Annotated in this window: 29 protein-coding genes and 1 tRNA gene; 22 read left to right on the plus strand and 8 right to left on the minus strand. The window is 62.2% G+C overall.

From position 1 onward, the window contains the following. The first annotated feature begins 8 nt into the window (after nt 1-8). The 3 genes from LB554_RS23555 (at nt 9) to mgtE (ending at nt 4793) form a co-directional block, all read left to right on the plus strand. A complete protein-coding gene (locus LB554_RS23555) occupies nt 9-689 on the plus strand; it encodes a DsbA family oxidoreductase (RefSeq protein WP_140619654.1) in 681 nt (226 codons plus the stop codon). Between the two features lie 576 nt (nt 690-1265). Next, nucleotides 1266-3158 (plus strand): ABC transporter ATP-binding protein/permease, encoded by a 1893-nt coding sequence (locus tag LB554_RS23560; protein ID WP_181173931.1) that lies wholly within the window; start codon nt 1266-1268, stop codon nt 3156-3158. 270 nt (nt 3159-3428) lie between these two features. Further along, on the plus strand, nt 3429-4793 hold the full coding sequence (gene mgtE / locus LB554_RS23565) for a magnesium transporter (RefSeq protein WP_224587192.1): 1365 nt from the start codon (nt 3429-3431) through the stop codon (nt 4791-4793). A 57-nt stretch (nt 4794-4850) separates the two neighbouring features. Here the strand turns inward: mgtE and gor are convergent, their stop codons facing one another. From gor to rpiA, 3 genes are all read right to left on the minus strand, one after another. Next, nucleotides 4851-6242 carry a glutathione-disulfide reductase gene (gor, locus tag LB554_RS23570; protein WP_224587194.1) on the minus strand — a complete coding sequence of 464 codons (1392 nt, stop codon included), beginning with the start codon at nt 6240-6242 and terminating at the stop codon, nt 4851-4853. 116 nt (nt 6243-6358) lie between these two features. Continuing rightward, the gene (locus LB554_RS23575; RefSeq protein ID WP_224587196.1) at nt 6359-6991 is read right to left on the minus strand and encodes a DUF2059 domain-containing protein; all 633 of its coding nucleotides are present in this window, start codon (nt 6989-6991) and stop codon (nt 6359-6361) included. Beyond that, complete coding sequence (gene rpiA / locus LB554_RS23580; RefSeq protein WP_140664506.1) at nt 6978-7709, minus strand: ribose-5-phosphate isomerase RpiA; 732 nt, start codon at nt 7707-7709, stop codon at nt 6978-6980. Before rpiA ends, LB554_RS23575 begins: the two co-directional genes overlap by 14 nt. Nucleotides 7710-7961: 252 nt before the next feature. Between rpiA and LB554_RS23585 the strand changes: the two genes are divergently transcribed. From LB554_RS23585 to LB554_RS23605, 5 genes are all read left to right on the plus strand, one after another. Continuing rightward, nucleotides 7962-8645, plus strand: a complete 684-nt coding sequence (locus tag LB554_RS23585) for a phosphoglycolate phosphatase (protein WP_023773727.1) — start codon at nt 7962-7964, stop codon at nt 8643-8645. Between the two features lie 139 nt (nt 8646-8784). Then, a tRNA-Val gene (locus LB554_RS23590) sits at nt 8785-8859 on the plus strand. Between the two features lie 151 nt (nt 8860-9010). Then, nucleotides 9011-9268, plus strand: a complete 258-nt coding sequence (locus LB554_RS23595; protein WP_224587198.1) for a PepSY domain-containing protein — start codon at nt 9011-9013, stop codon at nt 9266-9268. A gap of 141 nt (nt 9269-9409) precedes the next feature. Continuing rightward, nucleotides 9410-10153, plus strand: a complete 744-nt coding sequence (locus LB554_RS23600; RefSeq protein ID WP_224587200.1) for a lysozyme inhibitor LprI family protein — start codon at nt 9410-9412, stop codon at nt 10151-10153. A gap of 104 nt (nt 10154-10257) precedes the next feature. Then, entirely contained in the window at nt 10258-10734 is a 477-nt protein-coding gene (locus LB554_RS23605) for a hypothetical protein (protein ID WP_224530866.1), read from the plus strand. A gap of 3 nt (nt 10735-10737) precedes the next feature. On the opposite strand, the gene LB554_RS23610 is transcribed toward LB554_RS23605, so the two are convergent. Beyond that, entirely contained in the window at nt 10738-12621 is a 1884-nt protein-coding gene (locus tag LB554_RS23610; protein WP_224587202.1) for a murein L,D-transpeptidase, read from the minus strand. Between the two features lie 209 nt (nt 12622-12830). Then, nucleotides 12831-13577 carry a 3-oxoacyl-ACP reductase family protein gene (locus tag LB554_RS23615; RefSeq protein ID WP_015317868.1) on the minus strand — a complete coding sequence of 249 codons (747 nt, stop codon included), beginning with the start codon at nt 13575-13577 and terminating at the stop codon, nt 12831-12833. A 100-nt stretch (nt 13578-13677) separates the two neighbouring features. On the opposite strand from LB554_RS23615, the gene LB554_RS23620 reads away from it, so the two are divergent. Both LB554_RS23620 and LB554_RS23625 read left to right on the plus strand, forming a co-directional pair. After that, nucleotides 13678-14292 (plus strand): TetR/AcrR family transcriptional regulator, encoded by a 615-nt coding sequence (locus tag LB554_RS23620; protein WP_140718199.1) that lies wholly within the window; start codon nt 13678-13680, stop codon nt 14290-14292. A 63-nt stretch (nt 14293-14355) separates the two neighbouring features. Next, a complete protein-coding gene (locus LB554_RS23625; RefSeq protein ID WP_015317866.1) occupies nt 14356-14751 on the plus strand; it encodes a rhodanese-like domain-containing protein in 396 nt (131 codons plus the stop codon). Nucleotides 14752-14763: 12 nt separating this feature from the next. Here LB554_RS23625 and LB554_RS23630 read toward each other — a convergent pair whose 3' ends face one another. Then, nucleotides 14764-15675: an alpha/beta hydrolase gene (locus LB554_RS23630; RefSeq protein WP_015317865.1), complete on the minus strand. Its 912-nt coding sequence runs from the start codon at nt 15673-15675 to the stop codon at nt 14764-14766. Between the two features lie 47 nt (nt 15676-15722). Here LB554_RS23630 and LB554_RS23635 point away from each other — a divergent pair, with 47 nt between their 5' ends. Beyond that, the gene (locus LB554_RS23635; protein WP_023773737.1) at nt 15723-16175 is read left to right on the plus strand and encodes a MarR family winged helix-turn-helix transcriptional regulator; all 453 of its coding nucleotides are present in this window, start codon (nt 15723-15725) and stop codon (nt 16173-16175) included. A 16-nt stretch (nt 16176-16191) separates the two neighbouring features. On the opposite strand, the gene LB554_RS23640 is transcribed toward LB554_RS23635, so the two are convergent. Both LB554_RS23640 and LB554_RS23645 read right to left on the minus strand, forming a co-directional pair. Continuing rightward, on the minus strand, nt 16192-16803 hold the full coding sequence (locus LB554_RS23640; protein WP_140664523.1) for a pyridoxamine 5'-phosphate oxidase family protein: 612 nt from the start codon (nt 16801-16803) through the stop codon (nt 16192-16194). Nucleotides 16804-16868: 65 nt separating this feature from the next. Next, a complete protein-coding gene (locus LB554_RS23645; RefSeq protein WP_140619676.1) occupies nt 16869-17222 on the minus strand; it encodes a gamma-butyrobetaine hydroxylase-like domain-containing protein in 354 nt (117 codons plus the stop codon). Between the two features lie 193 nt (nt 17223-17415). Here LB554_RS23645 and moaA point away from each other — a divergent pair, with 193 nt between their 5' ends. The 11 genes from moaA (at nt 17416) to LB554_RS23700 (ending at nt 25969) form a co-directional block, all read left to right on the plus strand. After that, nucleotides 17416-18411: a GTP 3',8-cyclase MoaA gene (moaA, locus tag LB554_RS23650; RefSeq protein ID WP_140664526.1), complete on the plus strand. Its 996-nt coding sequence runs from the start codon at nt 17416-17418 to the stop codon at nt 18409-18411. A 55-nt stretch (nt 18412-18466) separates the two neighbouring features. Continuing rightward, nucleotides 18467-18940 (plus strand): hypothetical protein, encoded by a 474-nt coding sequence (locus LB554_RS23655; RefSeq protein ID WP_224587204.1) that lies wholly within the window; start codon nt 18467-18469, stop codon nt 18938-18940. A gap of 136 nt (nt 18941-19076) precedes the next feature. After that, on the plus strand, nt 19077-19436 hold the full coding sequence (locus tag LB554_RS23660; RefSeq protein ID WP_015317859.1) for a hypothetical protein: 360 nt from the start codon (nt 19077-19079) through the stop codon (nt 19434-19436). Between the two features lie 178 nt (nt 19437-19614). Continuing rightward, entirely contained in the window at nt 19615-20535 is a 921-nt protein-coding gene (locus tag LB554_RS23665) for a DMT family transporter (RefSeq protein ID WP_015317858.1), read from the plus strand. Between the two features lie 54 nt (nt 20536-20589). Further along, complete coding sequence (gene mobA, locus LB554_RS23670) at nt 20590-21213, plus strand: molybdenum cofactor guanylyltransferase MobA (RefSeq protein WP_224587206.1); 624 nt, start codon at nt 20590-20592, stop codon at nt 21211-21213. Next, the gene (gene mobB / locus LB554_RS23675; RefSeq protein ID WP_140619683.1) at nt 21210-21719 is read left to right on the plus strand and encodes a molybdopterin-guanine dinucleotide biosynthesis protein B; all 510 of its coding nucleotides are present in this window, start codon (nt 21210-21212) and stop codon (nt 21717-21719) included. Before mobA ends, mobB begins: the two co-directional genes overlap by 4 nt. 159 nt (nt 21720-21878) lie before the next feature. Then, on the plus strand, nt 21879-22664 hold the full coding sequence (locus tag LB554_RS23680; RefSeq protein ID WP_015317855.1) for an ABC transporter substrate-binding protein: 786 nt from the start codon (nt 21879-21881) through the stop codon (nt 22662-22664). 74 nt (nt 22665-22738) lie between these two features. Beyond that, on the plus strand, nt 22739-23455 hold the full coding sequence (locus tag LB554_RS23685) for an ABC transporter permease (RefSeq protein ID WP_015317854.1): 717 nt from the start codon (nt 22739-22741) through the stop codon (nt 23453-23455). Further along, nucleotides 23452-24276, plus strand: a complete 825-nt coding sequence (locus LB554_RS23690) for an ABC transporter permease (RefSeq protein WP_224587208.1) — start codon at nt 23452-23454, stop codon at nt 24274-24276. Before LB554_RS23685 ends, LB554_RS23690 begins: the two co-directional genes overlap by 4 nt. A gap of 113 nt (nt 24277-24389) precedes the next feature. Continuing rightward, nucleotides 24390-25259: an NAD(P)-dependent oxidoreductase gene (locus tag LB554_RS23695; RefSeq protein WP_140664534.1), complete on the plus strand. Its 870-nt coding sequence runs from the start codon at nt 24390-24392 to the stop codon at nt 25257-25259. Further along, entirely contained in the window at nt 25220-25969 is a 750-nt protein-coding gene (locus LB554_RS23700; protein ID WP_411962649.1) for a DNA alkylation repair protein, read from the plus strand. Before LB554_RS23695 ends, LB554_RS23700 begins: the two co-directional genes overlap by 40 nt. Nucleotides 25970-26068: the final 99 nt, after the last annotated feature.

Here is a 26068-nt window from a genome sequence, read left to right on the forward strand (position 1 = left end):
AGATCGAGATGAGCGAAGCGAACGCCATAACCGTCGACGTGGTGTCGGACGTCGTCTGCCCCTGGTGCTTCATCGGTCAGAAGCGGTTGGACAAGGCGATCGCCGCGGCCGGCGATGTCGAAGTGCATATACGCTGGCGGCCGTTCCAGCTCGATCCAACCATTCCGCCGCAAGGCAAGGACCGCCACGACTACATGCTGGCCAAGTTCGGCAGCGACGAGCGCATTCGCGAAATTCATGCTCGCATCGAACCGCTTGGCGAAGCTGAAGGCATTTCCTTTGCCTTCGACGCCATCAAGGTGGCGCCGAACACACTCGACGCGCATCGGCTGATCCGCTGGGCCGGTGCCGCCGGCGAGGACGTCCAGAACCGACTGGTGCGCCACCTATTCCAGCTGAATTTCGAGGAAGGCGCCAATATCGGCGACCACACCGTCTTGGTCGAAGCTGCCCGCGAGGCCGGCATGGACGCAGCTGTTGTCGAAACGCTCTTGCCGAGTGACGCTGATGTCGAGGCGGTTCGCACGGAAATCGCCACTGCGTCGCGCATGGGCATCACAGGCGTGCCGTGCTTCCTGCTTGAGGACAAATATGCCGTGATGGGTGCGCAGGATGCCGACACGTTGGCCGATGCGATCCGTCAGGTCGCGGCGGCCAAGGCGCGTGGCGAGTTGGAGAAAGCCGGCTGAGGCCAGCGGACGCCAATTCGCCTTCATTTGGCGTGCTGATGAAAGAGCCGCTTGCCATTGGGCCGGTGCGGATCACCCCTTTGGTTGACGAATGGGCAAGAGAACGATCCCCGCTCTTCCAATCCGATATTGGCGACTTCGCCACGGCGAGGAATCAGACGCTGAGGACAGCGTGTTCTCAGGCATTCTGGCCAAGTCTCGGGAAGAGAACCCCGGCCCTCATGATTTTTTGAGTCACGAAACCGTGTGCCAGGTTTCCCCAGGGGAAGATCGACAGAAGCCCCGTTCGCCGCGTCCAAGTTGCTGAAACCAATCAAAATTTTCTGATCGTTGCCCACCGTTTTGCTGGCGATTCGATCTTCAATCTGTTGCCTCAGCGCAACGGCCGCCAGAGCAATCCCATAGGCCTGGTTTAAAAATTAATGGAAAATGATCAATTGGTGTTACCATCCGTAACAAAGCAAAAAAGGTTTGGGCGGGATCGTGATTCGGATCGGCAGGCGATCGCAAGAGTCAGTACCGGATGGACTACACAGCGACGCCGCAGGGCGGTCGCATTTGACGCCGGTATCCTCGATGCGCAATTTCTGGGGGCTCGTGCGAGCCTACTGGATCTCGGACCGCTGGAAGGAAGCCTGGGCGCTGACGCTGGTGATAGCCCTGCTCACCGCGCTGTCCAGCAAGGCTAGCGTGTGGTTCGCCATGGCGTCGGGCGAATTGGTGAATTCGATCGCCTTCCTGCACGATGCCGCCAACACCAGGCCCTTGGAAACAATCCTGACCAACGCCGGCATACTGGTGCTGCTCGTCATGCTCAAGGATGTCGGCTTCACCGGCGTGCGCAATCTCGTCTCGGCAACCTTGCACCGCAAATGGCGCGGCTGGCTGAACGACCAATTCAACCAGGCCTTGCTTGACGGCAACCATACCCATTTTCACGCTCAACATGGTTCCGCGGACGGCGGCATCGTTGCGCCCGACAATGTCGACCAGCGCATCCAGGAATCGATCAAGGACATGACCGGCGGTGCGATCGGCCTCGCCATGGGCGTGCTGGGGCTGGCGACTTCGCTCTATTTCATAGGCCAGAACCTGTTGCAGTCGTCAGTGGAGGTCAAAGGCCTGGAGTTCCTTGGCAGCTATGGCAGCGCTGTTCTCGCCCTTCTCGCGGTTGCCACCTACGTCCCCCTCAACACCTGGATCGCCGTCAAGCTCGGCAGCCTGCTGGAACGTCTCAATATTCGCATGCAGAAGGCCGAGGGAAGTTATCGTAGCGAACTGACGACGTTCCTGCGCCGCAGCTTCCATGTCGCCGCCTCGCATGGCGAGGGCGTGCAGAAGAGGATGCACGACCGGCTCTATGTCGACATCGATCGCACCTGGGGGCGGCTGAATGTCGTCAACTCCAGCTATATGTCGTTCGAGCTGATCTACAACTTCGTCGGCGCCCGTATCGTCGCCTATGCTCCAGGCCTTGTGCCGTTCATCCACAGCCGCTTGGACTATAAAGGCTACATCACCGGCTCCGAAATGGTCGCCCAGCTCATCAGCCAGTGTTCCTGGTTCATCCATGTCATGCCCGCCATCGCGACGCTGCGCGCCAACAGCCAGCGCGTGACGGAGCTCGCCAACGCGATCGAGAAAGTCCAGCACCCGCAGGAATTCTACAGCCAGAGCGGCCGTTCCGACTTCCACTACGCCAGCCAGAATCCGGTCTTCGGTCTGACCATCCAGAAGCTGGAGCTGGCGCATCAGGGTGAGGATGCGACACCATTTCTCAGTTCCGCCAACCTGCGCTTCCGGCGCGGCGAATGGACCTTCCTGAAAGGCGAATCCGGGTGCGGCAAGACCTCGCTGATCAAGGCGATCAACGGCCTGTGGCCTTATGGCCGCGGCACCATCGTCTTCCCCGAGGGCGTCAAGAGCTTCTATGCCGCCCAAGAGGTCAAGCTGCCGCAGGTGTCGCTGAAACAGCTGGTCTGCCTACCAGGCTCCGAAGGCGACCACGGCGATACCCAGGTCGCGTCGGCACTGCACAAGGCTGGCCTTGGCGATTTCATCGAACACATGGCCAATGAAAGCCGTGAGGGCAAGAGCTGGGATCAGGTCCTGTCGGGCGGCCAGAAGCAGAAGCTGGTGGTGGCTCGTATCATCCTGCAGCAACCGGGCCTGCTGTTCCTTGACGAGGCCACCGGGGCTCTCGACCCTGATGGCAAGATTGCCTTCCACCAAGCCATCAAGGACAACTGCCCTGATGTGACGGTGATCAGTGTCATGCACGAAGCCGTGGCACCGAGATCTGCCGCCGGGACCGAGTTCTACCACTCGATGGTCCTGATCGCCGACGGCGTCGCCACGAAGAAGCCGCTTGCCCCGAGCCTGCCGCTGGAACTCACCACGATCCTGGCCCAGCCAAGGCCGGTCGAGGACAAATGGACGCGTTTCTCGCGCCGGCTGAAGCAGAAATAACGCTGATGTCCCCGTGGCTTGCCACGGTGAACGGTCCACGGTGATCACAGTCTCGCGATCCGGGCCGTTCGGCACTGTTTTCCTTCCTCACCGCGATTGACTCGGCAAGGCGCGCTCCTATGTTGCGCCGGCTTGCAGCAGTCAAAAACGAACCCGCAAGCAGAAAGGTCATCGCGCCATGCCTGGCGACAGTCACAGTCGAACGCAACCGCCGTCCGCCTAGACGTGACCTGAATGGTTCATGTCCTGCCGGACGGCAAGGAGTGAGCCATGAACGATTTTTTCCCCGTAGCGGACGACGAGGCCGTCGCTATCGCCCGCATCCTTGCCAATGATCACGTCGCCGACCTTGTCGAGGCGCTCAACCATGAATCGCGCGAAACCGCGACGGAGCTGCTTTGCGCCGTACCCTTCGAACGGCTGGTCGAGATTTTCGACCAGCCTGAGCTCGAAGGCGCGCCCGAACTGGCGGAGGCCCTGCCCCGTCCCAAGGCGAGCAAGCTGCTCGCCGCCATGTCCGTCGACCGCGCGGCCGACATCCTGCGCGAGCTCGACGAGCCGGCACGCTCCGAGCTGCTCGGTGCGCTGGCGCCGCCGCTGCGCGCCACCCTGCTTTCCATTCTGGGCTATCCCGAAGGCAGCGCCGCCTCGATCATGACCACGGAGTTCGTCAGCGTGCCCTCCGACTGGACCGTCGGACGCACGCTCGACTACATCCGCAAGGTCGAACGGACGCGCGAGACCGTCTATGCAATCTACATCGTCGATCCGCGGACAAATCTCCTGGTGCGGTCGACGGGCTTGCGTCGGCTCATCACCGGTGAACCGGACGACCCGATCCTGTCGGTAGCGCCGGACCGCCTGCCGGTGACAGTCACTCCGCTGACGGATCGTGAACACCTGGCGCAGACGATCTCCAAATACGATTTGCTCGCCGTCCCGGTCGTCGACAACGGCAAGATCCTCGGCATCGTCACCATCGACGACATCATCGACACGATGATTGAGGAGACGACCGAAGACGTGCATCGCTTTGGCGGCATGGAGGCTTTGGACGAGCCGTATATGAAGATGAGCTTTCTCGCCATGATCAAGAAGCGCGGCGGTTGGCTCTGTGCGCTGTTCATCAGCGAGATGCTGACGGCCAATGCCATGCAAAGCTATGAGGGCGAGCTGGAGAAGGCGATCGTGCTGACGCTGTTCATCCCGCTGATTATGAGCTCCGGCGGCAATTCCGGCTCGCAGGCGACCTCGCTGGTCATCCGCGCGCTGGCGCTGCGCGAAATCGGCCTTCGTGACTGGTGGCGGGTGGCGCTGCGCGAACTGCCTACCGGTCTCGTGCTCGGCGCCATGCTGGGCGTGGTCGGCGTCTGTCGCATCGCGCTCTGGCAATATATGGGCTTCTATGACTATGGCCCGCACTGGCCGCTGATTGCCGCGACCGTTGGTGCCGCACTGGTCGGCATCGTCACCTTCGGTTCGCTGTCGGGGTCGATGCTGCCTTTCGCCCTGAAACGGATCGGTTTCGACCCCGCCAGTGCATCCGCACCGTTCGTCGCCACGCTGGTCGATGTCACCGGACTGGTGATCTATTTCTCGGTGGCGCTCGTCATCCTGCGCGGCACCTTGCTGTAGCGGTTCGACTGCCGCCGCCGGCCGTGGCTGGCGGCGGCAGCGCCGCGTCAGGCGACGTCAGACGCGCTCGCCGTCCTTCACTCGATAGGTCGGCTTGTACATGGTGACGAGCTCTTCGGAGGCGGTCGGGTGCACGGCCATTGTGCGGTCGAAGTCGTCCTTGGTCAGTCCGGCCTTCAGGGGGATGCCGAGCAGCTGTGCCATTTCGCCGGCATCCGGCCCCAATATGTGCGCGCCGAGAACCCTGCGCGAAGCGCCATCGACGACCAGCTTTATCAGCATCTTTTCGTCACGGCCCGACAGCGTGTGCCGCATCGGCCGGAAGCTGGCGCGGTAGATTTCGACATCGGCGAAGCGCTTTACGGCTTCGTCTTCCGACAGGCCGACCGTGCCGATTTCCGGTTGCGAGAAGACAGCCGTTGCGATCGTGTCGTGGTCGGGCGCCGTCGGGTTGTCCTTGAATGCCGTCTCGACGAAGCACATGGCTTCGTGAATCGCCACCGGGGTCAGCTGCACGCGGTTGGTGACATCGCCGATCGCCCAGATATTGTCGATGTTGGTGCGGGAATACGGGTCGACCTTGATCGCACCGGTCGCGGCGGTCATCTCGATGCCTATGCCTTCCAGGCCCATATTCTCGGTGTTGGGGAGGCGGCCGATGGCCAGCATCACCTGATCGACCGTCAGCACCTGCCCTCCGATGAGCTGCGCGTCGAGCCGTCCGTCCGGCCGCTTGCTGACCGATTCGGAGACGGAATGGCAAAGGATCTTTATGCCCTTCTTCTCCATCGTCTCATGCAGCGTGCGCCGCAGGTCCATGTCGAAGCGGCCGAGGATTTCCTTGCCGCGATAGACCAGCGTGGTGTCTACGCCGAGGCCATGGAAGATGTTGGCGAACTCGACCGCGATATAGCCGCCGCCCTCGATCATGATCGCCTTTGGCAGTTCCTTGAGGTCGAAAGCCTCGTTGGAAAAGATGCAGTGTTCGTGGCCGGGCAGCGCCGGATGCGCTGCCGGACGGCCGCCGGTGGCGATCAGGATCTGATCGGCGGTGACGGTGCGGTCCTCGCTCAGGAGGTGGATCACGTGCGGGTCGACGATCATCGCCCGCGTGTGAAACGTCTCGCCACCCGAACCCTCGACATTCTTCTTGTAGATCGCTTCCAGCCGGCTGATCTCGCGGTCCTTGTTGGCGACCAGCGTCTGCCAGTCGAAACTGGCTTCCGGCACTGTCCAGCCATAGCCGGCGGCGTCGGCGAAATGCTCGGGAAATTGCGAGGCATAGACATAGAGCTTCTTCGGCACGCAGCCCCTGATGACGCAGGTGCCACCGAAACGGTATTCTTCGGCAATGCCAACGCGTTTGCCGAGCGCTGCCGCGACCCGCGCCGCCCTCACCCCTCCGGAGCCGCCGCCGATGACGAAGAGGTCGTAGTCATAGCCGGCCATGAAGCGGCTCCTTGAACGCCAAAATGCGACTGACAGGTAGGCCGCAAACCGTCAAAAGAAAAGCCCGGACAAGCCGGGCTTCACAGATGGCCGCAAGGCCGTCGGAAAGATCACGATCAGTTCTGCGTGCCGTCCGACGGCGCAGAACCGTCGGCGGGGGCCGCGCCATCCGCCGGAGCAGCTCCGTCCGCAGGAGCAGCACCATCCGCGGGGGCGGTTGCATCGGCGGGTGCGGCCGGCGCCTTGGCTTTTGCCGCCGCTGCCAGAGTCTCGCCGACTTGCTGGGCGAGATCGCGCGCGACGCCGTTCTGCCAGATGTCGGCGGCCTTGACGAGGTCACGCGTCACGGTCGGGCCGCTGTCGAGCAGCTTCTTGCCGGACTCGGAGCTGTAGAAAGCCGCGATGTCGGAGAGTTCCTTTTCGGAAAACACCTTTGCATAGGCAAGAGCCGCTTCCTTCTCGAGATCCGCACGGCGTGAGGCCATCGCCAGCGCCTTCTCGTTGATCGTCTTGCCGATCAGTTCCTGCATGTCCGGGTTCTTCTGGATAAGCTGCGATTCGAGCGCCGCGGCGGCCTGCGGCAGGATGTTGTCGAACGGGTCGGTCGCGTGGATCGCGGCGACCGCGGCGCGTGCGGCCTTCAGATGCGATTCCGTGACGTCCTGCGCGAAGACAGGCGAGGAGAACGCGAAGACGGCCGAAGCCGCCACAAGGACGGAAAGACGGCGAACCCGGTTATGCAACATCATGATCGGTAGAACTCCCTGGTTTTCGGGCGGCATGGACAGTTTGGATACCGTCGCCGCCGGCGATGATGGCCGCTGACGCCAGCCCGATGAAAAGACCATGCTCGACCACGCCAGGAATGGCGTGGAGAGCATTCGAAAGCGCTCTTGTATCCGGAATGCGGCCAAAAGATGCATCGAGGATAAAATGGCCGCCGTCTGTAACAAAAGGCTGGCCTCCCGTCATCCTCAATGTCACCGGACCGGAAAGGCCGAGATTTCCAGCCGCCATGGCCACGGCGATCTCGGTCGCGCGCAGGCCGAACTGGTTGACTTCTATTGGAAGCGGAAACCGGCCGAGTGTCTCGACCATCTTCGAACGATCTGCGATGACGATCATGCGCTGCGAAGCCGCGGCCACGATCTTCTCGCGCAGCAGCGCCCCGCCGCCGCCCTTGATCAATGTCAGCTCCGGGTCGACCTCGTCGGCACCGTCGACGGTGAGATCGAGCTCGGGCGTTTCCTCCAGCGTCGACAGTGGCACGCCGAGTTCGCGGCACAGCGCAGCAGTGCGTTCAGAGGTCGGCACGCCTGTTATGGTCATGCCGGTGGCGACCTTGTCGGCAAGCAGCCGCACGAACTCCTCGGCAGTGGTGCCGGTGCCGATGCCGAGCCGCATGCCGTCGCTGACATGGGCAAGGGCCGCCCGCGCGGCCTCGACCTTCAATTGCCTCGCATCCATGCTGCTTTGCTGCCCCGAAACCGAATGCATGTCGCCCAAAATGACCTCGGCTTTGGGAAAACGACATGCATGAAAGAAAGACCTGAAGCGCGCCGCATGAGTCTGTTTCGACGCGACGCGCTTTAGCGTTTTCGGCTCCTAGCATTTTTGCAGGCCGGGTCAAAGCCCTTGGCAGCCGCCCCGCCGGTCTGCTTGCCTTAACGCGTCGCAGCCGTTATCGCCTGCCATGCACAAACCTGCGCAGGATGGATCATGACTCGCCCGATCATCGTGTTCGACCTCGATGGAACGCTGATTGACACGGCGCCGGACCTGCTCGACAGCCTCAACCACAGCCTGGCGGCCAGCGAACTATCGGCCGTCGACGAAGCCGGCTTCAAACGCTTCGTCGGCCATGGCGGCCGGGTGATGATCGAACGGGCGCATGCCGCGCAGCAACGATCCCTCAAGGTCGAGGAGCACGACCGGCTGCTGAAACTGTTCCTCGATCACTACACCGACAACATTCCGGGCAAATCCCGCCCCTACCCCGGCGTGATCGAGGCGATTGCCCGCTTTGAGAAGGCCGGCTATCTGCTGGCCATCTGCACGAACAAATACCAGGCCAATTCGCTGGCGCTGATCGAAGCACTCGGCTTGACCAGGCATTTCGCGGCAATTGCCGGGCAGGACACGTTCGCGTTCCGCAAGCCCGATCCGCGCCACCTGATCGAGACCATCAAACTCGCCGGCGGTGATCCGCACCGCGCCTTGATGGTCGGCGATTCGCAAACCGATATCGACACCGCCAAGGCGGCCGGCATTCCTGTCGTCGCCGTCGATTTCGGCTACACCGACCGTCATGTGCGCGAGTTCGAGCCCTCGGCGGTGATCTCGCATTTCGATGCGTTGACGCTCGATCTGGCGCAAAGGCTGATCGGCGCCGCCGCACACTGAGCGCCGACGATGAAAATCTCTGCGGAACGGGCCTTGGCGAGACCGCAAATCCGATCTGTGTGACAACACCAGACGCTGCCTTGACTTAATGGGTCGGCCTCCCTTATATCGCGGCTCGCTTGGCCTTCGGGCAACGAGCGGGCGATTAGCTCAGCGGGAGAGCACACCCTTCACACGGGTGGGGTCGCAGGTTCAATCCCTGCATCGCCCACCATCTGTTTGCTGAACATCACATCGGCAGCTACAGCCCGCCTTTCCCCTTTGGCGCTCTGCCTTCTGCACAGGCGCTGAACGCCGGAACACCCACATGCGGAACAAACCTGCATGACAGCGAGTTTCCTTGCGTCGAAACTTGAGGGAAAACCATGTCCAGATTTCTGCTTGCGGCCTCCGTCGCCGTTCTTTTCGCCGTCGGACCCGCCTTTGCCGCGGATGAAACTGCACTGCCGCCACCCAATGCCAAGAAGCTGTCGGAGATCATCGCCAAGGTCGAGCAGCGTGACGGGTTTCGCTACGTGAAGGAGGTCGACTGGGACAAGGACGGCTACACCGTCACCTACTATACCTCGGACAAGGCGAAGGTCGAAATCGTCTTCGATCCTGTGACGGCCGAACCAAAATAAGGTCCGTAGGAACATCCCCGTCGCGAATGCGCTGCGTCTGCGTATTCTCAACGACGACGGGCGTCAAAATTGTCCATCCTGGAGTATGTTAGGCTCCGGCGCGGGGGCCGCGCCTTGGGCAATCCTGTTGGCTTGGGGGCCATGATGCGATGTTTCGTTAGACCCTATCTTCTGTCAGTGTTCGCCATCGTCCCAGCCGGCGGCTTCCTTGCCGTTTCTCCGGCATTGGCGGACGGGCCGTCCTTCGACTGCGGCAAGGCAAACCTGCCGGCGGAAAAGGCGATCTGCGCCGACCCGCAGTTGTCGGCGATCGATCTGCTGGTTTCGAAGGCCTATAAGGAATTCGAGCCGGCGTTCGGCGGCGACAAGCGCAAGATTGCCCGCGGGCTGATCGCCGATCGCAATGCTTGCAAGAGCGATACCGCCTGTATCGCCAGCGCGCTCAACAACGCCTTGCAGACCTATGGAAATGCGCCGTCCTGGGTGCAGGACTACACCATCGCGCTGATCGGCAAGAAGGCGCTGGACGCCGCTGCACGGAACCCCGGCAATAAGGACCAGCCCCTGCCCTCGGCGATCGGCCAATGCGCGTCGACGCATATCGAGACGCTGACCACGCGGCTTGGCGACGATCCGCTGGAAACGGCTACTCCCGAAGCGGGCAGCGCGGCCACATTCACCAATGGCGGCGGCGCCGTATCCTATGATCGCGAGGCTGGCCTTGCCGCCGCCAAGGTCGGCGAACCCGTCGTCATGTGCTTGATCTCCATTCCCAGGGACTGCCCCAAGGACGACGACCGTGGCCGGGTTTATTATTCCGTCGACCTCGTCGCGAAAGGCTCCTGGGCTCTCCCGGATTCGCAGCACATGTGCGGCGGCGCCTGAGCGGCGGGATTTTCACCAGCGGGCCACCACGAGTGTTCCGTCTCCCCTTGCGTCAATTCGCCATTGATGGCTGACTGTGGAACGACCGGCTTCAGGGGGTGGGCATGTCGACTGCGAAGCACTTGATGAAGCGCGTCCTCATGATGCTGGCCGGCTATCTCGTCGCCATACTGGTTGGTCTGATCGCCGTCGTGGCGATCTATGCCGCGCTGAGTTCCCTGCCCAACGCGCCAGCCTATTTCGACCTCATGGGGGTCTCGCCGATCGCGGCCTTTGTGGTACCGCCGCTCGGCATGTTCATCTATTTCCTGACCATCGTGGTGACCGCGCCCCAGACGCTGATTTTTGCGCTGATCGCCGAATTCTTCTCTCTTCGCAACGCTATGCTGCACATGGTCTTCGGCGCCGCGGCTGCGGCCGGAGGTTTCTTCCTGATCTGGCCGGGCGCGGCGGAGGACGTGGATCTGGAGCGCTGGGCCGACATCGGCATCATAGCCGCCGCCGGTCTGGTTGCCGGGCTGGTCTATTGGCTGATCGCCGGGCGCGACGCCGGTTTCAGGCGCTCGCTGTCGGAGCGATAACGACTAGCTCGAGGGTGAGCGCACCGCCTCGGTTGCGTCCAGGGCCTGCTTCAGCCGGGAATCGCGATCGTAGACGTCGCTGAAATACTCGACCTTGCCGGACATGTCGGGCCAGGCGGTGAAATAAGCGACATAGACTGGGATCTTGCGTGTCACATCCTCGGTCGAGTGTCCGTGCTTCAGCTTCTCCGCGATATAATCGACCGAGGTGCCGAGCACTGCCGCCGCCATGCCGCGCGGATCCTGCAGGCGCACGCAGCCATGGCTGAGCGCGCGCATATCCTGCTTGAAGAACGATTTCTGCGGCGTGTCGTGCATGTAGATCGCGTGCTTGTTGGGGAACAGGATCTTCAGTTCGCCCAGAGCATTGGCCTCGCTCGGCTGCTGGCGCACATTATAGGGAATGTTGGCGCCATAAGCGCCCCAGTTCACCGCCGACGAAGGGATGCGCTTGCCGCGTGAATCCGTCACCTCGTAGCCGGCCCGGTCAAGATAGCCGGGATCGCCGCGCAACCTCGGCAGCATTTCGTTGACGATGATCGACTGCGGCACGCCCCAGTAGGGGTGGAAATCGACCTGCTTGATCTGGTCGTAGAAGAAGGCGGTCTGGTTGGTGACGCGGCCGACGACGGCGCGCGTCTTCAATTTTTCCTGACCGTCGTCGATATAGCTCGCGGTGAAGGCAGGCTGGTTGATGAAAACACGCGGGCTGCCGAGATCGGAAGGCAGCCAGCGCAGCTCTTCCAGCGCCACCTCCACCTTCAGCAGCCTGTCGGCCTTCGCCGTCCCGGCCAGCGTGGCGACCGTGCGTGGACCGATGACGCCATCGCCCTTCATGCCTTCCTTCTGCTGCACCGCCTTGATCAGCGGCACCAGCTCGGGAACGTAGACTTCGCTGGTTGCCAGCCGCGACAGGACCTCGCCATAGGTGCCGCCCATCTCGTCATCGAGATTACGCGCGATCAGCGACAGCAGCTTCGGCAATTCGGGGCTGGTTTCGCCTGGCTTCAGCAGCAGCTTGGGATCGACGACGATTTCGTTCTCGGCGCTCGCCTGCAGCGCTTCCAGTTCGACGCGCAGCGCCTGATATTCCGCATTCTGCGGATGGCGCGATTCCAGATAGGTGCGAACCTCCTGGGTATGCGCCAGAGTCTTCAGCACGCCCATCATGTCGAGCGGCTTGGCCGGGAAATCGTAGTAGCCGGTCATGCGGTTGGGCTCGACACGGCCATTCTGGGCGTCATGGGCATAGCGCAGGACACGTGCCGACAGCGCCATCTCGAATCGCACGAGCTCCTTCAGCTTGACCTCGTCGTCCGCCGAGGACGAACTGGCGGCAGGCACATCGACCGTGTAGTCGGCAGGCGTGAGGCCGTAGCTTGCAGCCTCGCCAAGCACCCGCACGGCATCCTGCGCGCGGTTGTTCGGGGTGGTTCCGGTCACCCAGATGAAATCCGGGTTGGCCGAGTAATAGGCGATCAGCGCCTTGGCGATGTCGGGCTCGGCATAGAGTTCATAGTCGGCGAGCCCGGCAATGGCTTCATGGAAGGCAGCACCCGTGGCCGAAGGCACGAAAGCGGCGTCTTGCGGTGCAGCCGGCTGCGGCGCCGTCGCCAGCGTCGAGAAGTCGACACGCACCAGCTTGTCGGCCTTGTAAGTATAGTAGGACGGACTGCTGATCCTCACGCCGCCGCCGGCCGGAGCGTTCGGCTTGGGTTTGTGCTTTGGCGGAGGAGGCGGAAACTCGCCTTTCGGCTCATGCCTGATGCCACCGCCGAACAGCATGTCGAAAAATCCCTGAGCTCCTGCCTGAGGCATGCCGAAAGCCAGCGTCGCCGTAATCGCCACCAGCGGCATCACGGTTGCTTTTTTACCGAGGAATTTCATGGATCACCCGCTCCGGTCGCAACCGGTTCCCGTTCCGCACGCTAGACCGTCCCGCTCACCGCATGGCGGATGTAAGGCGCGACTATACCGATTCATACCGATTTCGTTAAGCTTTCATAAATTTCGGCAGGGCTGTTGCAGAACGGTTTCACAACATCGTGACGGCCCGCGCGCCCCCACTGTCGCCCCGGCCCGGGAATCCCTGTGGCTTACGCGTTTGCGCCTCCATCGATGGTCAGCGCGGCTCCGGTGACGAACCTGCCCTCCGGTCCGGCGAGCCAGGCAACCATGCCGGCGATATCGTCCGCCTGGCCGAATCGCGGGGTGGCCATCTTCTGGCGCTGATGCTCGGCATGCGGGCCGTCGGCCGGGTTCATATCGGTGTCGGTCGAACCGGGATGGACGACATTGGCGGTGATGCCGCGTGACCCGAGGTCGCGGGCCAATGCCTTGGTCAGGCCGACCAGCGCCGCCTTGCTAGCCGAGTAGGCGCCCAGGCTGGTGTCGGTGACCCGCTCGGCCAGATTGCTGCCGATCGAGATGATCCTGCCGCCCTCGCCCATGTGCCTTGCCGCCGCTTTCGAGGCGATGAACGGCGCTCTCAGATTGATCGACATGGTTTCGTCGAAATCGGCAAGCGACAGCGCATCGATCGGCGCGGCGCGCCAGATGCCGGCACTGTTGACCAGGATGTCGAGCCGGCCGAAGGCAGTCACAGCATCGGCCACCGCCTGGTCTATGGCCTCGGCGTCACGGTTGTCGGCTTTAATGGCGATGGCGCGACCGCCCTTGGTCTCTATCTCGGCGACGACGGACCGAGCCTGCTCCTCGCCATGCACATAGGTCAGCGCCACATCGGCCCCCTCCGCCGCCAACCTTCGTGCAATGGCCGCGCCGATACCGCGGCTGCCTCCGGTGACGAGTGCTGCCTTGCCGTTCAAATTTCCTGATGACATCGGTTTCTCCATTTATGTAGCGATTGATACATAAATACCTGCCAGCCTTGCCTGGCCGCGTCAACTCATTTATGTATCGATCAACACAGAAAAGAGCATCATGTCGGAAAGAGGCCGTCCCCGAACCTTCGATCGAACCGCGGCCTTGCGGCGCGCGATGGACGTGTTTTGGGCCAAGGGCTATGAAGGCGCATCGATCAGCGATCTCGCCGTGGCAATGGGCATAAATTCGCCGAGCCTCTATGCCGCCTATGGCAGCAAGGAGGCCCTGTTCCTCGAGGCGACCGATCTCTATTCCCGCGTTGAGGGCGCCGACATCTGGCTCGCGCTGGAAGAGGCGCCAACGGCGCGGCTTGCGATCGAGCGGTTCTTGCGCCGGACCGCGAAGGCCTATTCGCAAAGCGATCGTCCGCAGGGCTGCCTGATTACGCTGGGTGCGCTGCACGAAGACTCGAGCCGGGGCGCGATCTGCGCGGATTTGCGGCGCCGGCGCGCCGAGAATCTCGCCGCGCTGAAGAAGCGTCTGGAGCGCGGCGTGGCCGAAGGTGAATTGCCTGCCGACTTCGATTGCCGTGCAGCCGCGACCTTTTTCGCAACGGTCCAGCATGGCATGTCGATTCAGGCGCGTGACGGCGCTTCCCGCGCCGCCCTGATGGCGACGGTAGCCGGGGCAATGGCCGCTTGGAAGGCCATGGCCGGCACCATCGAGGCGTGACAAACACCATCCGTTGTGCTCGAAATCCGACTTGCCAGCAAACTTGCGGCCGGAGGGAACCACGTGAAAAAAGGGTATCGCGAATTGCTGGATGAAGCCAATGCCGAGATCGAAGTGGTTTCGCCCGAGGAAGCGGCAGGGCTGCTTGAGGACGAAGACACCATCTTCGTCGATCTGCGCGATCCTCGTGAAATCGAACGCGACGGCAGAATTCCCGGCGCCAAGCACGTCACGCGTGGCATGCTGGAGTTCTGGATCGATCCCGAAAGCCCCTACCACAAGCCTTTCTTCGCTTCCGGAAAAAGCTTCGTCTTCTTCTGCGCCGGCGGCTGGCGTTCAGCGTTGGCTACCAAGACGGCGCAGGACATGGGTCTTTCCCCGGTCAAACACATCCTCGGCGGCTACACGGCCTGGAAGGCTGCCGGACTGCCTGTAGAGCCCGGAGACAAGAAGAAATAGCCTGAGTGCCGCTCAGTGGAGCAGCGACGGGTTCTGCTGCATGGTCACGAAGCCGACGGCGCGTTCAACCACGCCCTTGTCGGCCAGAATGCGGCGATGGCCGAGCCCGTCGGCCCAGTGCAGCCGTACATGGTCGCCGGCGCCGGCATAGCGTCGTGCATGTTCAGCCGGCACCTCCCGGTCGTCGGGCGCGTGGATGACCAACGTCGGCACGGGCGCCTGGGCGAGCTGCCGGTCACCGGTGAATTCGTGCAACGGCCGGCCGGAGAGATATTCGACGCGGTCAGCCATGGCGACCTGCGAGCGGGGACCGACATTGAGCATGCGGCTGAAGTCGGCGAAGATTGCCGGCAGCGAGCTTGGTGCCGCGATCAGCACAAGACGTGCGGCCGACAGCGGCGGGATGTCCTTGACGGAGCCGGCGATGGCATTGGCGGCAACGGCGCCTCCGAAGGAATGGCCGACGGCAGCCACGAACGGCCCAAACCATTCGCCGGCCACTCTTGCGGCTTCGACGGCATTGACCATGTTCAGGTGCCTGCCCTGCGAATGGCCATGACCGGGAAGATCGAGCGAGACGACCTTGTAGCCGGCGGCGCGAAAACCTTCGATCAGCACGCGCATATATTCGGTACGCGAGCGCCAGCCATGGATGACGAGGACGGTGCCGGCGGACTCGCGGCCCGGCTCGGGGCGGAATTCATGAACCATGACGCAGCCGGTCGCGGTCTTCAGCCGATGATGCCGCGCCTCGGCCATGAACTCCGCGGCGCGGTCGATGGCGCGGCGCTCGCCGTCGGTCAGTGTCCTGGTGCTTGGCGTACGGCAGAACAATTCGAAAGCCGCGCGCCCGGTGATGCGCGGCGCGACATGTTCGGCCGCACCAAACACACCTCGGATGACCTTCAGCCCGAATGATGCCATAGTCAGAATCCATCCATACGTTCAAGCATGAACATAATAGTTCAAAGATGAACAATAAACAAGAGCTACCCTGGGACAACCCGCGTTTTCGCAACTGGGTCGCGGTGGCGCGCGCCTGCCATGTGCTGGAGCGCACGCTGGCGGTGAAACTTGCGCCGCTCGACCTTAAGCCGGCGCAGCTCGACGTGCTGATGAACCTCTACCGCCACCCGGGCATGTCGCAGCACGACCTCGCCCGCAAGCTGCTCGTGGGCCGCTCCAACATCACCATGCTGTTGCCGCAGTTGGAGACGCGTGGCCTGCTGCGGCGCGAAGGCGATGAGAAGGACAAGCGCATCTTGCGGCTTACGCTGACCGAAACCGGCGAGGCGCTGCTGATGCGGGCGCTGAAAGTGCATATGGCGCTGATCGAGAAGGCAATGAGCCAGTCGACGCCGGAACAATGCGACATGATCGGCGAGCAGATGCGCAAGATCTATGACGTGCTGAACGAGGCGTGATCGCCCTTTCAGGCGATCACCACATCGATTTCTTCGCCCGCTCCGGCCACTCCCTGTCGTAGGTTTCGCCGTCGATATTCTTGCGGCTGGTGATCTCTAAAATCTTTCCGGGTGTCGGCAGCGACTTCGGGTCGACATGCTTGGCAGGGTTCCACAGTTCCGACCGCACGATGGCGCGAGCGCACTGGAAATAGACCGAATCGACATCGATCACGGTGACCGAACGCGCAGGCTTGCCGTCGACCATGAACGACGCGCACAGCGCTGGGTCCGTGGTGATATGGGCTCGGCCGTTGATGCGCAGCGTCGTGCCGGAGCCCGGCACCAGGAACAAAAGGCCGACGCGCGGATCCCTGATGATGTTCTTCAGCGAATCGGCACGGTTGTTGCCGCGCCGGTCCGGCATCATCAGCGTTTTCACATCGACGATGCGCACGAAGCCCGCGAGATCGCCGCGCGGCGAACAATCCAGCCCCTCCGGGCCATTGGTGGCTAGCGCGACAAAGGGCGAGGCTTCGATAAAGGCGGCGTATTCGGGAATGACATGGTCGAGTTCCTTGACCACCGAGGCCTCGCCCGGCAATCCGTAAAGGGCTTCGAGTTGTTCGACTGTGGTGATGACCGACATTTTTTTCCGTCTCCCGTTCCGCCGCCCTACTCCCGATCGGTGACGTTCTGACGACGCAATGGCGGCTAACGATCGCGGCTTAGGCCCTTCTCGGCGAGTTCCGCGAGATAGGCATTCCAGCGCGCATCCTTCTCATGGCCGAGCGTGTGCAGGTAATTCCAGGTGAAGATGCCGGTGTCATGGAAGTCGTCGAAGGTGATTCGCACCGCATAGTTGCCGACCGGCTCGATCTTCAGGATGGCCACATCGCGTTTGCCGGGAACCGTCACCCGCTGTTCGGGCGAATGGCCCTGCACTTCCGCCGACGGTGAGGCGACGCGCAGCAGCTCGGCCGGCAACTCGAACGGCTGGTGGCCGGGAAAGGTCACGGTGAGCAGCTTGCGGTCCTTGGAGACCCTCAGTTCTTTCGGAGCCGTCATGATCGATCCTGCCTGAATTTGCCCTTCCCTACGCTGCTTCGCGCCAAGCGAAAAGGTATGGGATCGTGCCGACACGCAATGTCGGTCGCGGAATGTTATCAAAGATCGAGGTCGGCTATCTTGAATGGCGGGCTGGATCGTATCACATAGCTGTATATAACGGCGCCGTTAACGGCCACGGAAACGCTCGAACATGAACATGATCGACCCCTTCGGTCGCACGATCAGCTATCTCAGAGTGTCGGTCACCGACCGCTGCGATTTCCGCTGCACCTATTGCATGGCCGAGGATATGGCCTTCCTGCCCAAGAAAGACCTGCTGTCGCTGGAAGAACTCGACCGGCTCTGCACCGTGTTCATTGAAAAGGGTGTCAAACGGTTGCGCCTCACCGGCGGTGAGCCGCTGGTGCGCAAGAACATCATGCATCTGGTGCGCCAGCTTTCCCGGCACCTTGACAGCGGCGCACTGGAAGAACTGACGCTGACCACCAACGGTTCGCAGCTTTCGCGCTTCGCCGCGGAACTCGCCGATTGCGGCGTCAAGCGCATCAATGTTTCGCTCGATACGCTCGATGCCGACAAGTTCCACGCCATCACCCGCTGGGGTCATCTCGGCAAGGTCATGGCGGGCATTGATGCCGCCCAGGCGGCTGGATTGAAAGTCAAGCTCAACGCGGTGGCGCTGAAGGATTTCAACGACGCCGAGCTGCCCGAAATGATGCGCTGGGCGCATGGTCGCGGCATGGACCTTACCGTCATCGAAACCATGCCGATGGGCGAGATCGACGCCGATCGCACCGACCAGTACTTGCCGCTGTCGCTGCTGCGCGCATCACTCGAGCGCCAGTTCACGCTGACCGACATTCCGTTCAAGACCGGTGGCCCGGCCCGCTATGTCCAAGTCGCCGAGACCGGCGGAAAACTCGGCTTCATCACGCCGATGACGCATAATTTCTGCGAAAGCTGCAACCGGGTCAGGCTGACTTGCACGGGCACGCTCTATATGTGCCTTGGCCAGGAAGACGCGGCCGACCTACGCGCTCCGTTGCGCGCGTCCGAAGGCAATGAACTGGTTGCCGACGCTATAGACGAAGCCATCGGCCGCAAGCCGAAGGGCCATGACTTCATCATCGACCGCCGCACCAGCCGTCCGTCGGTGTCTCGGCATATGAGTGTCACCGGCGGCTGACCTTGTCTCCTGTCCGTGCGAGAATGCCGTGCAATCATCGGCTTCGGGGCAAGGCATGCGACGGCTCTACTCAATCATCATATCTCTTGCCGCGGTCTCGGCGAATACCGCGTTTGCCGCGCAATCCACCTACGTGAACGAGCGCTTCGGCACCGTTTGCACCTTCCCCGACGATATCTTCACCGATCGCCAGCCCGAGCCTGAGAATGGCGACGGTCAGGTATGGCTGAGCGCGGACGGCGCCAGCCTGACATGCTCCGGCATCCTCAACATCGACCATGAGACGCCGAGAGACTTTGTCGTCGGCGAAAAGACGAGCAATGAGCCTGGCTACAAGGTCACCTACGGCAAGGCCGGCAAGGATTGGGCGGTGCTGTCGGGCGTGAAGGACGGAAAGATTTTTTATGAGCGGCGGCTGTTTGACGGGGATGGCGTCATCCGCACGATCTGGATCGACTATCCGCCGGCGCTGAAATCGAAATATGACCCGCTGGTCGGCGCCATCGCTGGCAGCCTCAAGGGGCCATGAACCGTTCGGGCCAAGAGTATTTTAGCCACACCGCAAACAAATCTCTGTCGGCAAATGTCGGTCTGATTTACTGGTCATGGTTTCCCGCCTACCCTCCGTTCCGTAGCGATTCATCGCATTTTCGGGGGATTACATCATGCGCAAACTTCTTCTCGCTTTCGCCTTGCTCGGCTTGGCTGCCCTGCCGGCGGCTGCCCAGTCGATCGGCGGCACTTACACCGTTGCCGGCACCAATTTCGATGGTTCGTCCTATGGCGGCGAAGCCACCATCACGCTGACCAGCGGCACCACCTGCACGATCCACTGGGAGACCGGCGGTTCTTCTTCCGATGGCATCTGCATGCGCAACGACAACGCATTCTCCGCTGGCTACGAAATGGGCAAGGATATCGGCCTCGTCGTCTACAAGGTCGAGGATGACGGGTCGCTGCATGGTCTGTGGACCATCGCCGGCAAGGAGGGGAACGGCACCGAGGTGCTGTCACCCAAGAAGTAGGCAATCCCTCGTCCGCACCGTGTCGGGAGGCGTTGCCGCCTTCCGACAGAATTCATACCTCGTCCGGGATGGTTTCACGCCGGCGAAGATGGATATCGGGTCCTGGCCCAGCCCTTTGCCGTTGCTGTCTCGTGGCGGGCTGTTACAGCCTTGCTTGCCAAAGCAACCGGTAGATGTCTTGCCCCTTTCCCCAAATCTTCGCGGCGCGTTGTTCATGGTGGTAGCGATGGTTGGCTTCACGCTCAACGACGCCATCACCAAATACTCTTCGGAGTCGATGAATATGGCGCAGGTCATGTTGATCAGAGGGGCGTTCGCCTCGCTGTTCGTCGGTCTGCTGGCTTGGCAACGTGGCGCACTTTTTCAGCCGCGCCTGATGCTGCAGCCGCTGGTGGCGGTCCGTGTCCTGGGCGAAGCGGGCGCTACGGTGTCCTTCCTGGTCGCGCTCGCCCATTTGCCGATCGGCAGCGTTTCGGCCGTTCTGCAAGCGCTGCCGCTGGCGGTGACGATGGGCGCGGCGCTGTTTTTCGGTGAAGCGGTCGGCTGGCGGCGCTGGCTGGCGATCGCCATCGGGTTTGCCGGGGTCATCATCATCGTGCGGCCGGGTTTCGAGGGCTTCAGCATTTACTCGCTGGTGGCGCTGGCATCCGTCGCCTGCTGCACGGTGCGGGACCTTGCCACCAAGCGCATCCCCCAGGCCATCCCGACGATGCTGGTCTCGACCGCCACCGCGCTGGCCATGACCGTAGTCGGTGCGTTTTTGTTGACGCCGATGGGTGGCTGGACACCGATGACCGGCAAAAGCACGGCGCTGCTGGCGCTGGCCGCGGTGCTGGTGCTCATCGGCTACCAATTCATCATCATGGCGATGCGATCGGGTGAGATCTCCTTCATCGCCCCGTTCCGCTACACGGCGCTCCTCTGGTCGATACTGCTTGGCTTGATTATTTTCGGTGACATACCGGACGTGCCGATGATTGCCGGCGCGGCAATAGTTGTTGGCTCGGGTCTCTATACGCTTTATCGCGAGCGGATGGTCGGCCGGCGAAAGATCGTCGCCGAAAGCACCGGCCCGGCCATGGCGCCGGAAGGACTCTAGCACCCCCTTGAAGCCGCTTGCGATTTCCCGCGGCTGGCGTACAGGCTGGATAGCATGAAGCGGGATATTGCTGGGCTCATCCTGGCAGGTGGCCAGTCGAGGCGGATGGGCGGTGGCGACAAGGCGTTGTTGCCGCTGGGCGGCGGCTGCGTGCTCGACCAGGTGCTGTCGCGATTTGGCCCGCAGCTCGAGACCCTGGCGCTCAGCGCCAATGGCGATCCGGCGCGGTTCGCCCGGTTCGGGCTGCCGGTGCTTGCCGATACCATCGAAGGCTTTGCCGGGCCGCTTGCCGGAATCCTGACCGGCCTGGAATGGGCCGCCGCCGGCACGCCTTGCAGGGCGATCGTCACAGCGGCCGGCGACACGCCTTTCCTGCCGCCGGATCTCGTTGATCGTCTTGCGGCGGCGCATCAACACCCCGGTTCGATCGCCGTCGCCTCTTCGGCGGGCCGGCGGCATCCGACCTTCGCGCTGTGGCCAACCGGATGCCGCGAAGCCTTGCGGCATTTCCTGGTCGATGAGGACAACAGGCGCGTTTCGGCCTTTATCGAACAACACGGCCATGTCGACGTGGAATTCCCTGTCCCGCAATCCGTCGGAATCGATCCTTTCTTCAACATCAATGTGCCGGACGATCTTGCCCAGGCTGAACAGCTGTTGCAGAGCATGTCGCCATGAACAGACGCATCTTCGGCATCACCGGATGGAAAAACTCCGGCAAGACCACACTGACGGAAAGGCTGGTCGCGGAGCTTGTGCGGCGCGGCTGGAAAGTCTCGACGGTCAAACATGCTCATCATCATTTCGACATCGACAAGCCCGGCGCGGACAGCTTCCGCCACCGGCAGGCGGGTGCTACCGAGGTTGCGATCGTATCGGGCAGTCGCTGGGCGCTGATGCACGAATTGCGTGGCGAGCAGGAGCCGCCGCTGGACGCCATCCTGTCGCGGCTCGCCCCCTGCGACATCGTGCTGGTCGAAGGCTACAAGCGCGAATCCCACCGTAAGATCGAAACGAGGCGGCTGGAAGCGAAGGACCGGACGCCGCTTGCGGTGGATGATCCCAATATTGTCGCCGTCGCCGCGGATTTCGCCATCGCCGACCAGAGCCTGCCGGTGTTCGACCTCGATGACGCAAAATCCATAGCCGACTTCATCGAGCGTACGACCGGCCTCGTTGCTTGAGAAGTAACGTAACGGTAGAAGCCCATTACCGATTTCGGCGGTTTTGCGGTTGCTTTTTTCTTGGAAAGAGTGGGAGTATCGGCCTAGCGGGCGGTCAAAAAGCACCGCCCCACAGAGCCGTTTCGGAACGACGGCCGGGACCATAAAGAGAGGACTATCATGCGTATTGCACTGCGTATCGCGCTCGCCGCATCGGCTGCGCTGCTGACGCTCGGCGTAGCCCAGGCCCAGGAGAAGACCCTGCGGATCGGCACCGAAGGCGCCTACCCCCCCTTCAACAACCTCACCGCCGATGGCCAGCTTGTCGGCTTCGACATCGACATCGCCAAGGCACTTTGCGATGAGATGAAGGTCAAGTGCACCTTCGTCGCCCAGGATTGGGACGGCATCATCCCCGCACTTCAGGCCGGCAAGTTCGACGCCATCGTGGCCTCGATGTCGATCACGCCGGAGAGGCAGCAGAAGGTCGACTTCTCGCACAAATACTACAACACCCCGTCGGCGATCGCCGTGCCGAAGGATTCGCCGCTCAAGGGAGTGACCAAGGAAGACCTCGCCGGAAAGAATATCGGCGTCGCCACCACCACCACCCATTTCAACTATGCCTCGAAGACCTACACGGACAGCACCATTAAGGGCTATCCGAGCAGCCCCGAGGAACAGGCTGACCTCGCCAATGGCCGTCTCGACGCCATCGAGGACGATATTGTCGTGCTGCAGCAGTTTCTGGATTCGCCTGAAGGCGCCTGCTGCAAGATTCTCGGCCAGCCCTCGCCGCAACCTGTCGAAATTTTCGGACCTGGCGCCGGCATCGCCGTTCGAAAGGGCGATACCGACCTGGTCAACAAGCTGAATTCCGCCATCGACGCCATCCGCGCCAACGGAAAATACAAGGAAATCAACGACAAGTACTTCAAGTTCGACGTCTACGGCGCCGAGTCCTGATCATCATTGCCAAGGCGGCGGGGTTCCCCTGCCGCCTTGTTCATCTCGGGAGCGCCGTGGGGTAAGGCCAGTCAATGCCAGTCCAAAGCATATGGACACTGCTCAGTTGGGGACCGGAGGGCTGGAGTGACGATATTGCCTATGGTGCGTTGGTCACCATCGCGCTCGCGCTTGCAACGCTGCCGATCGGCCTGACGATCGGCTTTTTCGTAGCCTGGGCCAAGCAGTCCGAAGAACCGTCGCTGCGGCTGGCCGCCAACATCTACACCACCATGTTTCGCGGCCTGCCGGAATTGGTGACGCTGTTCCTGTTCTTCTTCGGCATGCCCATCTTGCTGCAATACGTCATCCGCCTCTTCAAGCCCGAGGCAACGATCGATGTCGACAGCTTCATCGCCGGCATGATCGTGCTGTCGCTGATCTTTTCTTCCTACGCCAGCGAGGTATTCCTCTCCGCCTTTCGCGCCATTCCGAAGGGCCAGTATGAAGGCGGCTATGCAATCGGCCTGTCGAAATGGCTTACCATGCGCAAGGTGATCCTGCCGCAGCTGCTGCGCATCGCCTTTCCCGGCCTTGAGAATTGCTGGCTGAGCCTGCTCAAGGACACCGCCCTCGTCTCGGTCGTCAACCTCGCTGAAACCCTACGCAATGCCGGCGTGGCGGCACGTGTCACCAAGCATTCCTTCCTATTCTACAGCGTCGCCGCACTGGTTTTCCTCGTCCTGGCGATCCTGTCCTCGATCGCAACCGGGTTCATCTTGCGCTCGCTGGGGCGGAGGGAGGCACGATGAGCGTCACGGAAGCGATCTCGGTCGACCGCCCGCCGCCGCGGGCACGCGGCTGGCCGCGCACCCGCATCGTCGGTTACGCACTCGTCGGCCTCTGGATCCTCTTCGGCCTCGGTATCCTCACCTATCTCGTCTACGCCTGGAATGGCGAGTTCTTTGCCAGATATGCACCCGCCTATCTGCAGGGGCTGTGGACCACGCTGTCGCTCGTGGCGATCTCGATGGTGGCCGGCGCGATCTTTTCGCTGCCCGTCACCTATGGCCGCATGTCGAAGAACCGGTTCTTGTCCGGCCTTGCCTATTGCTATGTCTATTTCTTCCGCGGCACACCGCTGCTCGTCCAGGTCTACCTCGTTTACTATGGCTTGGGCTCTTTCCGGCTGCAGCTCGAGTCCATCGGGCTGTGGTGGTTCTTCCGCGAGGCCTTCAACTGCGGCGTGTTTGCCTTTGCGCTCAACACCGCGGCCTATCAGGCCGAAATCCTTCGCGGCGCCATCGAGAGCGTGCCCGGGGGCCAATGGGAAGGTGCTGCCTCGCTCGGCCTGCACAAGCTGCAGACGCTGCGCAAGGTCATCCTGCCGCAGGCATTCATCGTTGCCTTGCGGCCCTACGGCAATGAACTGGTTCTGATGATCAAAGCCTCGGCCATCGTCGCAATCATCACGGTCTACGACCTGATGGGCAATGCGAAACTTGCCTACGCCAAATCCTTCGATTTCCAGGCCTATGTCTGGGTCGCCATCGTCTATCTGGTGATGGTCGAAATCCTGCGCCATGGCGTCGAATGGATCGAGCGCAGGATTACGATCCACCTCAATCGCTAAGCCGCTCCTGATCGGCCTGTGCCAGTCGATGCCGCACCGCGCGCCTTGACGAATTCGTCGCATGGCCTAGAGCTTCCGCAGCTGAAATCTCTGTTTCGCCGGAAGGACAAGGCATGGCATCGGTGGCATTTCTCGGTCTTGGCGTCATGGGCTATCCCATGGCCGGACACCTGAAGAACAAGGGTGGCCACGACGTGACCGTCTACAACCGCACCCAAGCCAAAGCTGAGCAGTGGGTCGCCCAACATGGCGGCGGCTTTGCCGCGACGCCGGCCCAGGCCGCCGAGGGCAAGGATTTCGTTTTTTCCTGCGTCGGCAACGATGACGATCTGCGTTCCGTGACCACAGGCCCCGCGGGCGCCTTCAAGGCGATGAAGAAAGGCTCGGTCTTCATCGACAACACCACGGCTTCGGCTGAAGTCGCGCGCGAACTGGCCGAAGCCGCGCAATCGGGCGGCTTCTCATTTCTCGACGCGCCCGTCTCCGGTGGCCAGGCCGGCGCCGAGAACGGCGTGCTGACCGTCATGGTCGGCGGCGATGAGGCCGCCTTCGACAGGGCCAGGCCAGTTATCGACGCTTTTGCCCGCATGGTTGGACTGATGGGATCGGCGGGCGCCGGGCAGCTCACCAAGATGATCAACCAGATCTGTATCGCCGGGCTGGTGCAGGGGCTTTCGGAAGGCATCCATTTCGGCAAGAAGGCAGGTCTCGACATTGAGAAGGTCATCGAGGTGATTTCCAAGGGCGCGGCCGGTTCCTGGCAGATGGAAAACCGGCACAAGACCATGAATGCCGGCAAATATGACTTCGGTTTCGCCGTCGACTGGATGCGCAAGGATCTCGGCATCTGCCTTGAAGAGGCCGATCGCAATGGCGCCAGGCTGCCGGTGACCGCGCTGGTCGACCAGTTCTACAAGGACGTGCAGGCGATGGGCGGCAAGCGCTGGGACACGTCCTCGCTGCTGGCGCGGCTGGAGAAGTAGGCGCAGTATCCCTGCCCGTTCCAGGCTGGACCGCGCAGGACATCGTCGCCCATCTGCACGCGATCGGAACCGAGGAAACCCGCGCCGGCATGGGGCGGTTCGGTATCAACACCGCGACCGCGCTCGGTGTCGCCAATGCGGATTTGCGGCCTTTGGCGCGCAAGCTGAAGCGCGACCACAAGCGATCCCTGGCGCTGTGGGACAGCGGCGTTCGCGAAGCACGGCTGATGGCGGCCTTCACCGGCGAGCCGAAAAAGATTACCATTGAAGAATGCCGCCGCTGGGCCGGCGATTTCGATTCCTGGGAGATCGTCGACACCGTCTCGGATCTGTTCGTGGATACGCTGTTCTGGCGCCAGCTGGTCGAGGAGTTTGCCGCCGACGAGCGCGAATTCGTTCGCCGCACGGCCTTCGCGATGCTGGCATGGGCGTCAGTGCATTTGAAAAAGGAGCCGGACGCGACGTTTCTGTCCTACCTGCCGCTAGTCGAGGCTCATTCCCGCGACGAGCGCAATTTCGTCAGGAAAGCGGTCAACTGGGCGCTGCGGCAAATCGGCAAACGGTCGGTGGGTTTGCATGGCCCTGCCCTTGCCCTGGCGCAGGAACTTGCCAACTCCGCGAACAGGACGGCGCGCTGGATCGGCAAGGATGCGGTGAAAGAACTCTCGCATGCCAAAACCCACGAACGCCTCGCCACCAGAAAGACCTGACAAGGCGGGGATTGCCGCAGCCGGTTCCGCCGACATGTGACGCGGCTCGAGCATTGACGCCACCGACAGCGGCGTCTTTACTCGCCCGCAAAGGATGCG

The organism is Mesorhizobium sp. CO1-1-11 (assembly GCF_020164995.1).
In the GTDB taxonomy this organism is placed as follows: domain Bacteria; phylum Pseudomonadota; class Alphaproteobacteria; order Rhizobiales; family Rhizobiaceae; genus Mesorhizobium; species Mesorhizobium australicum.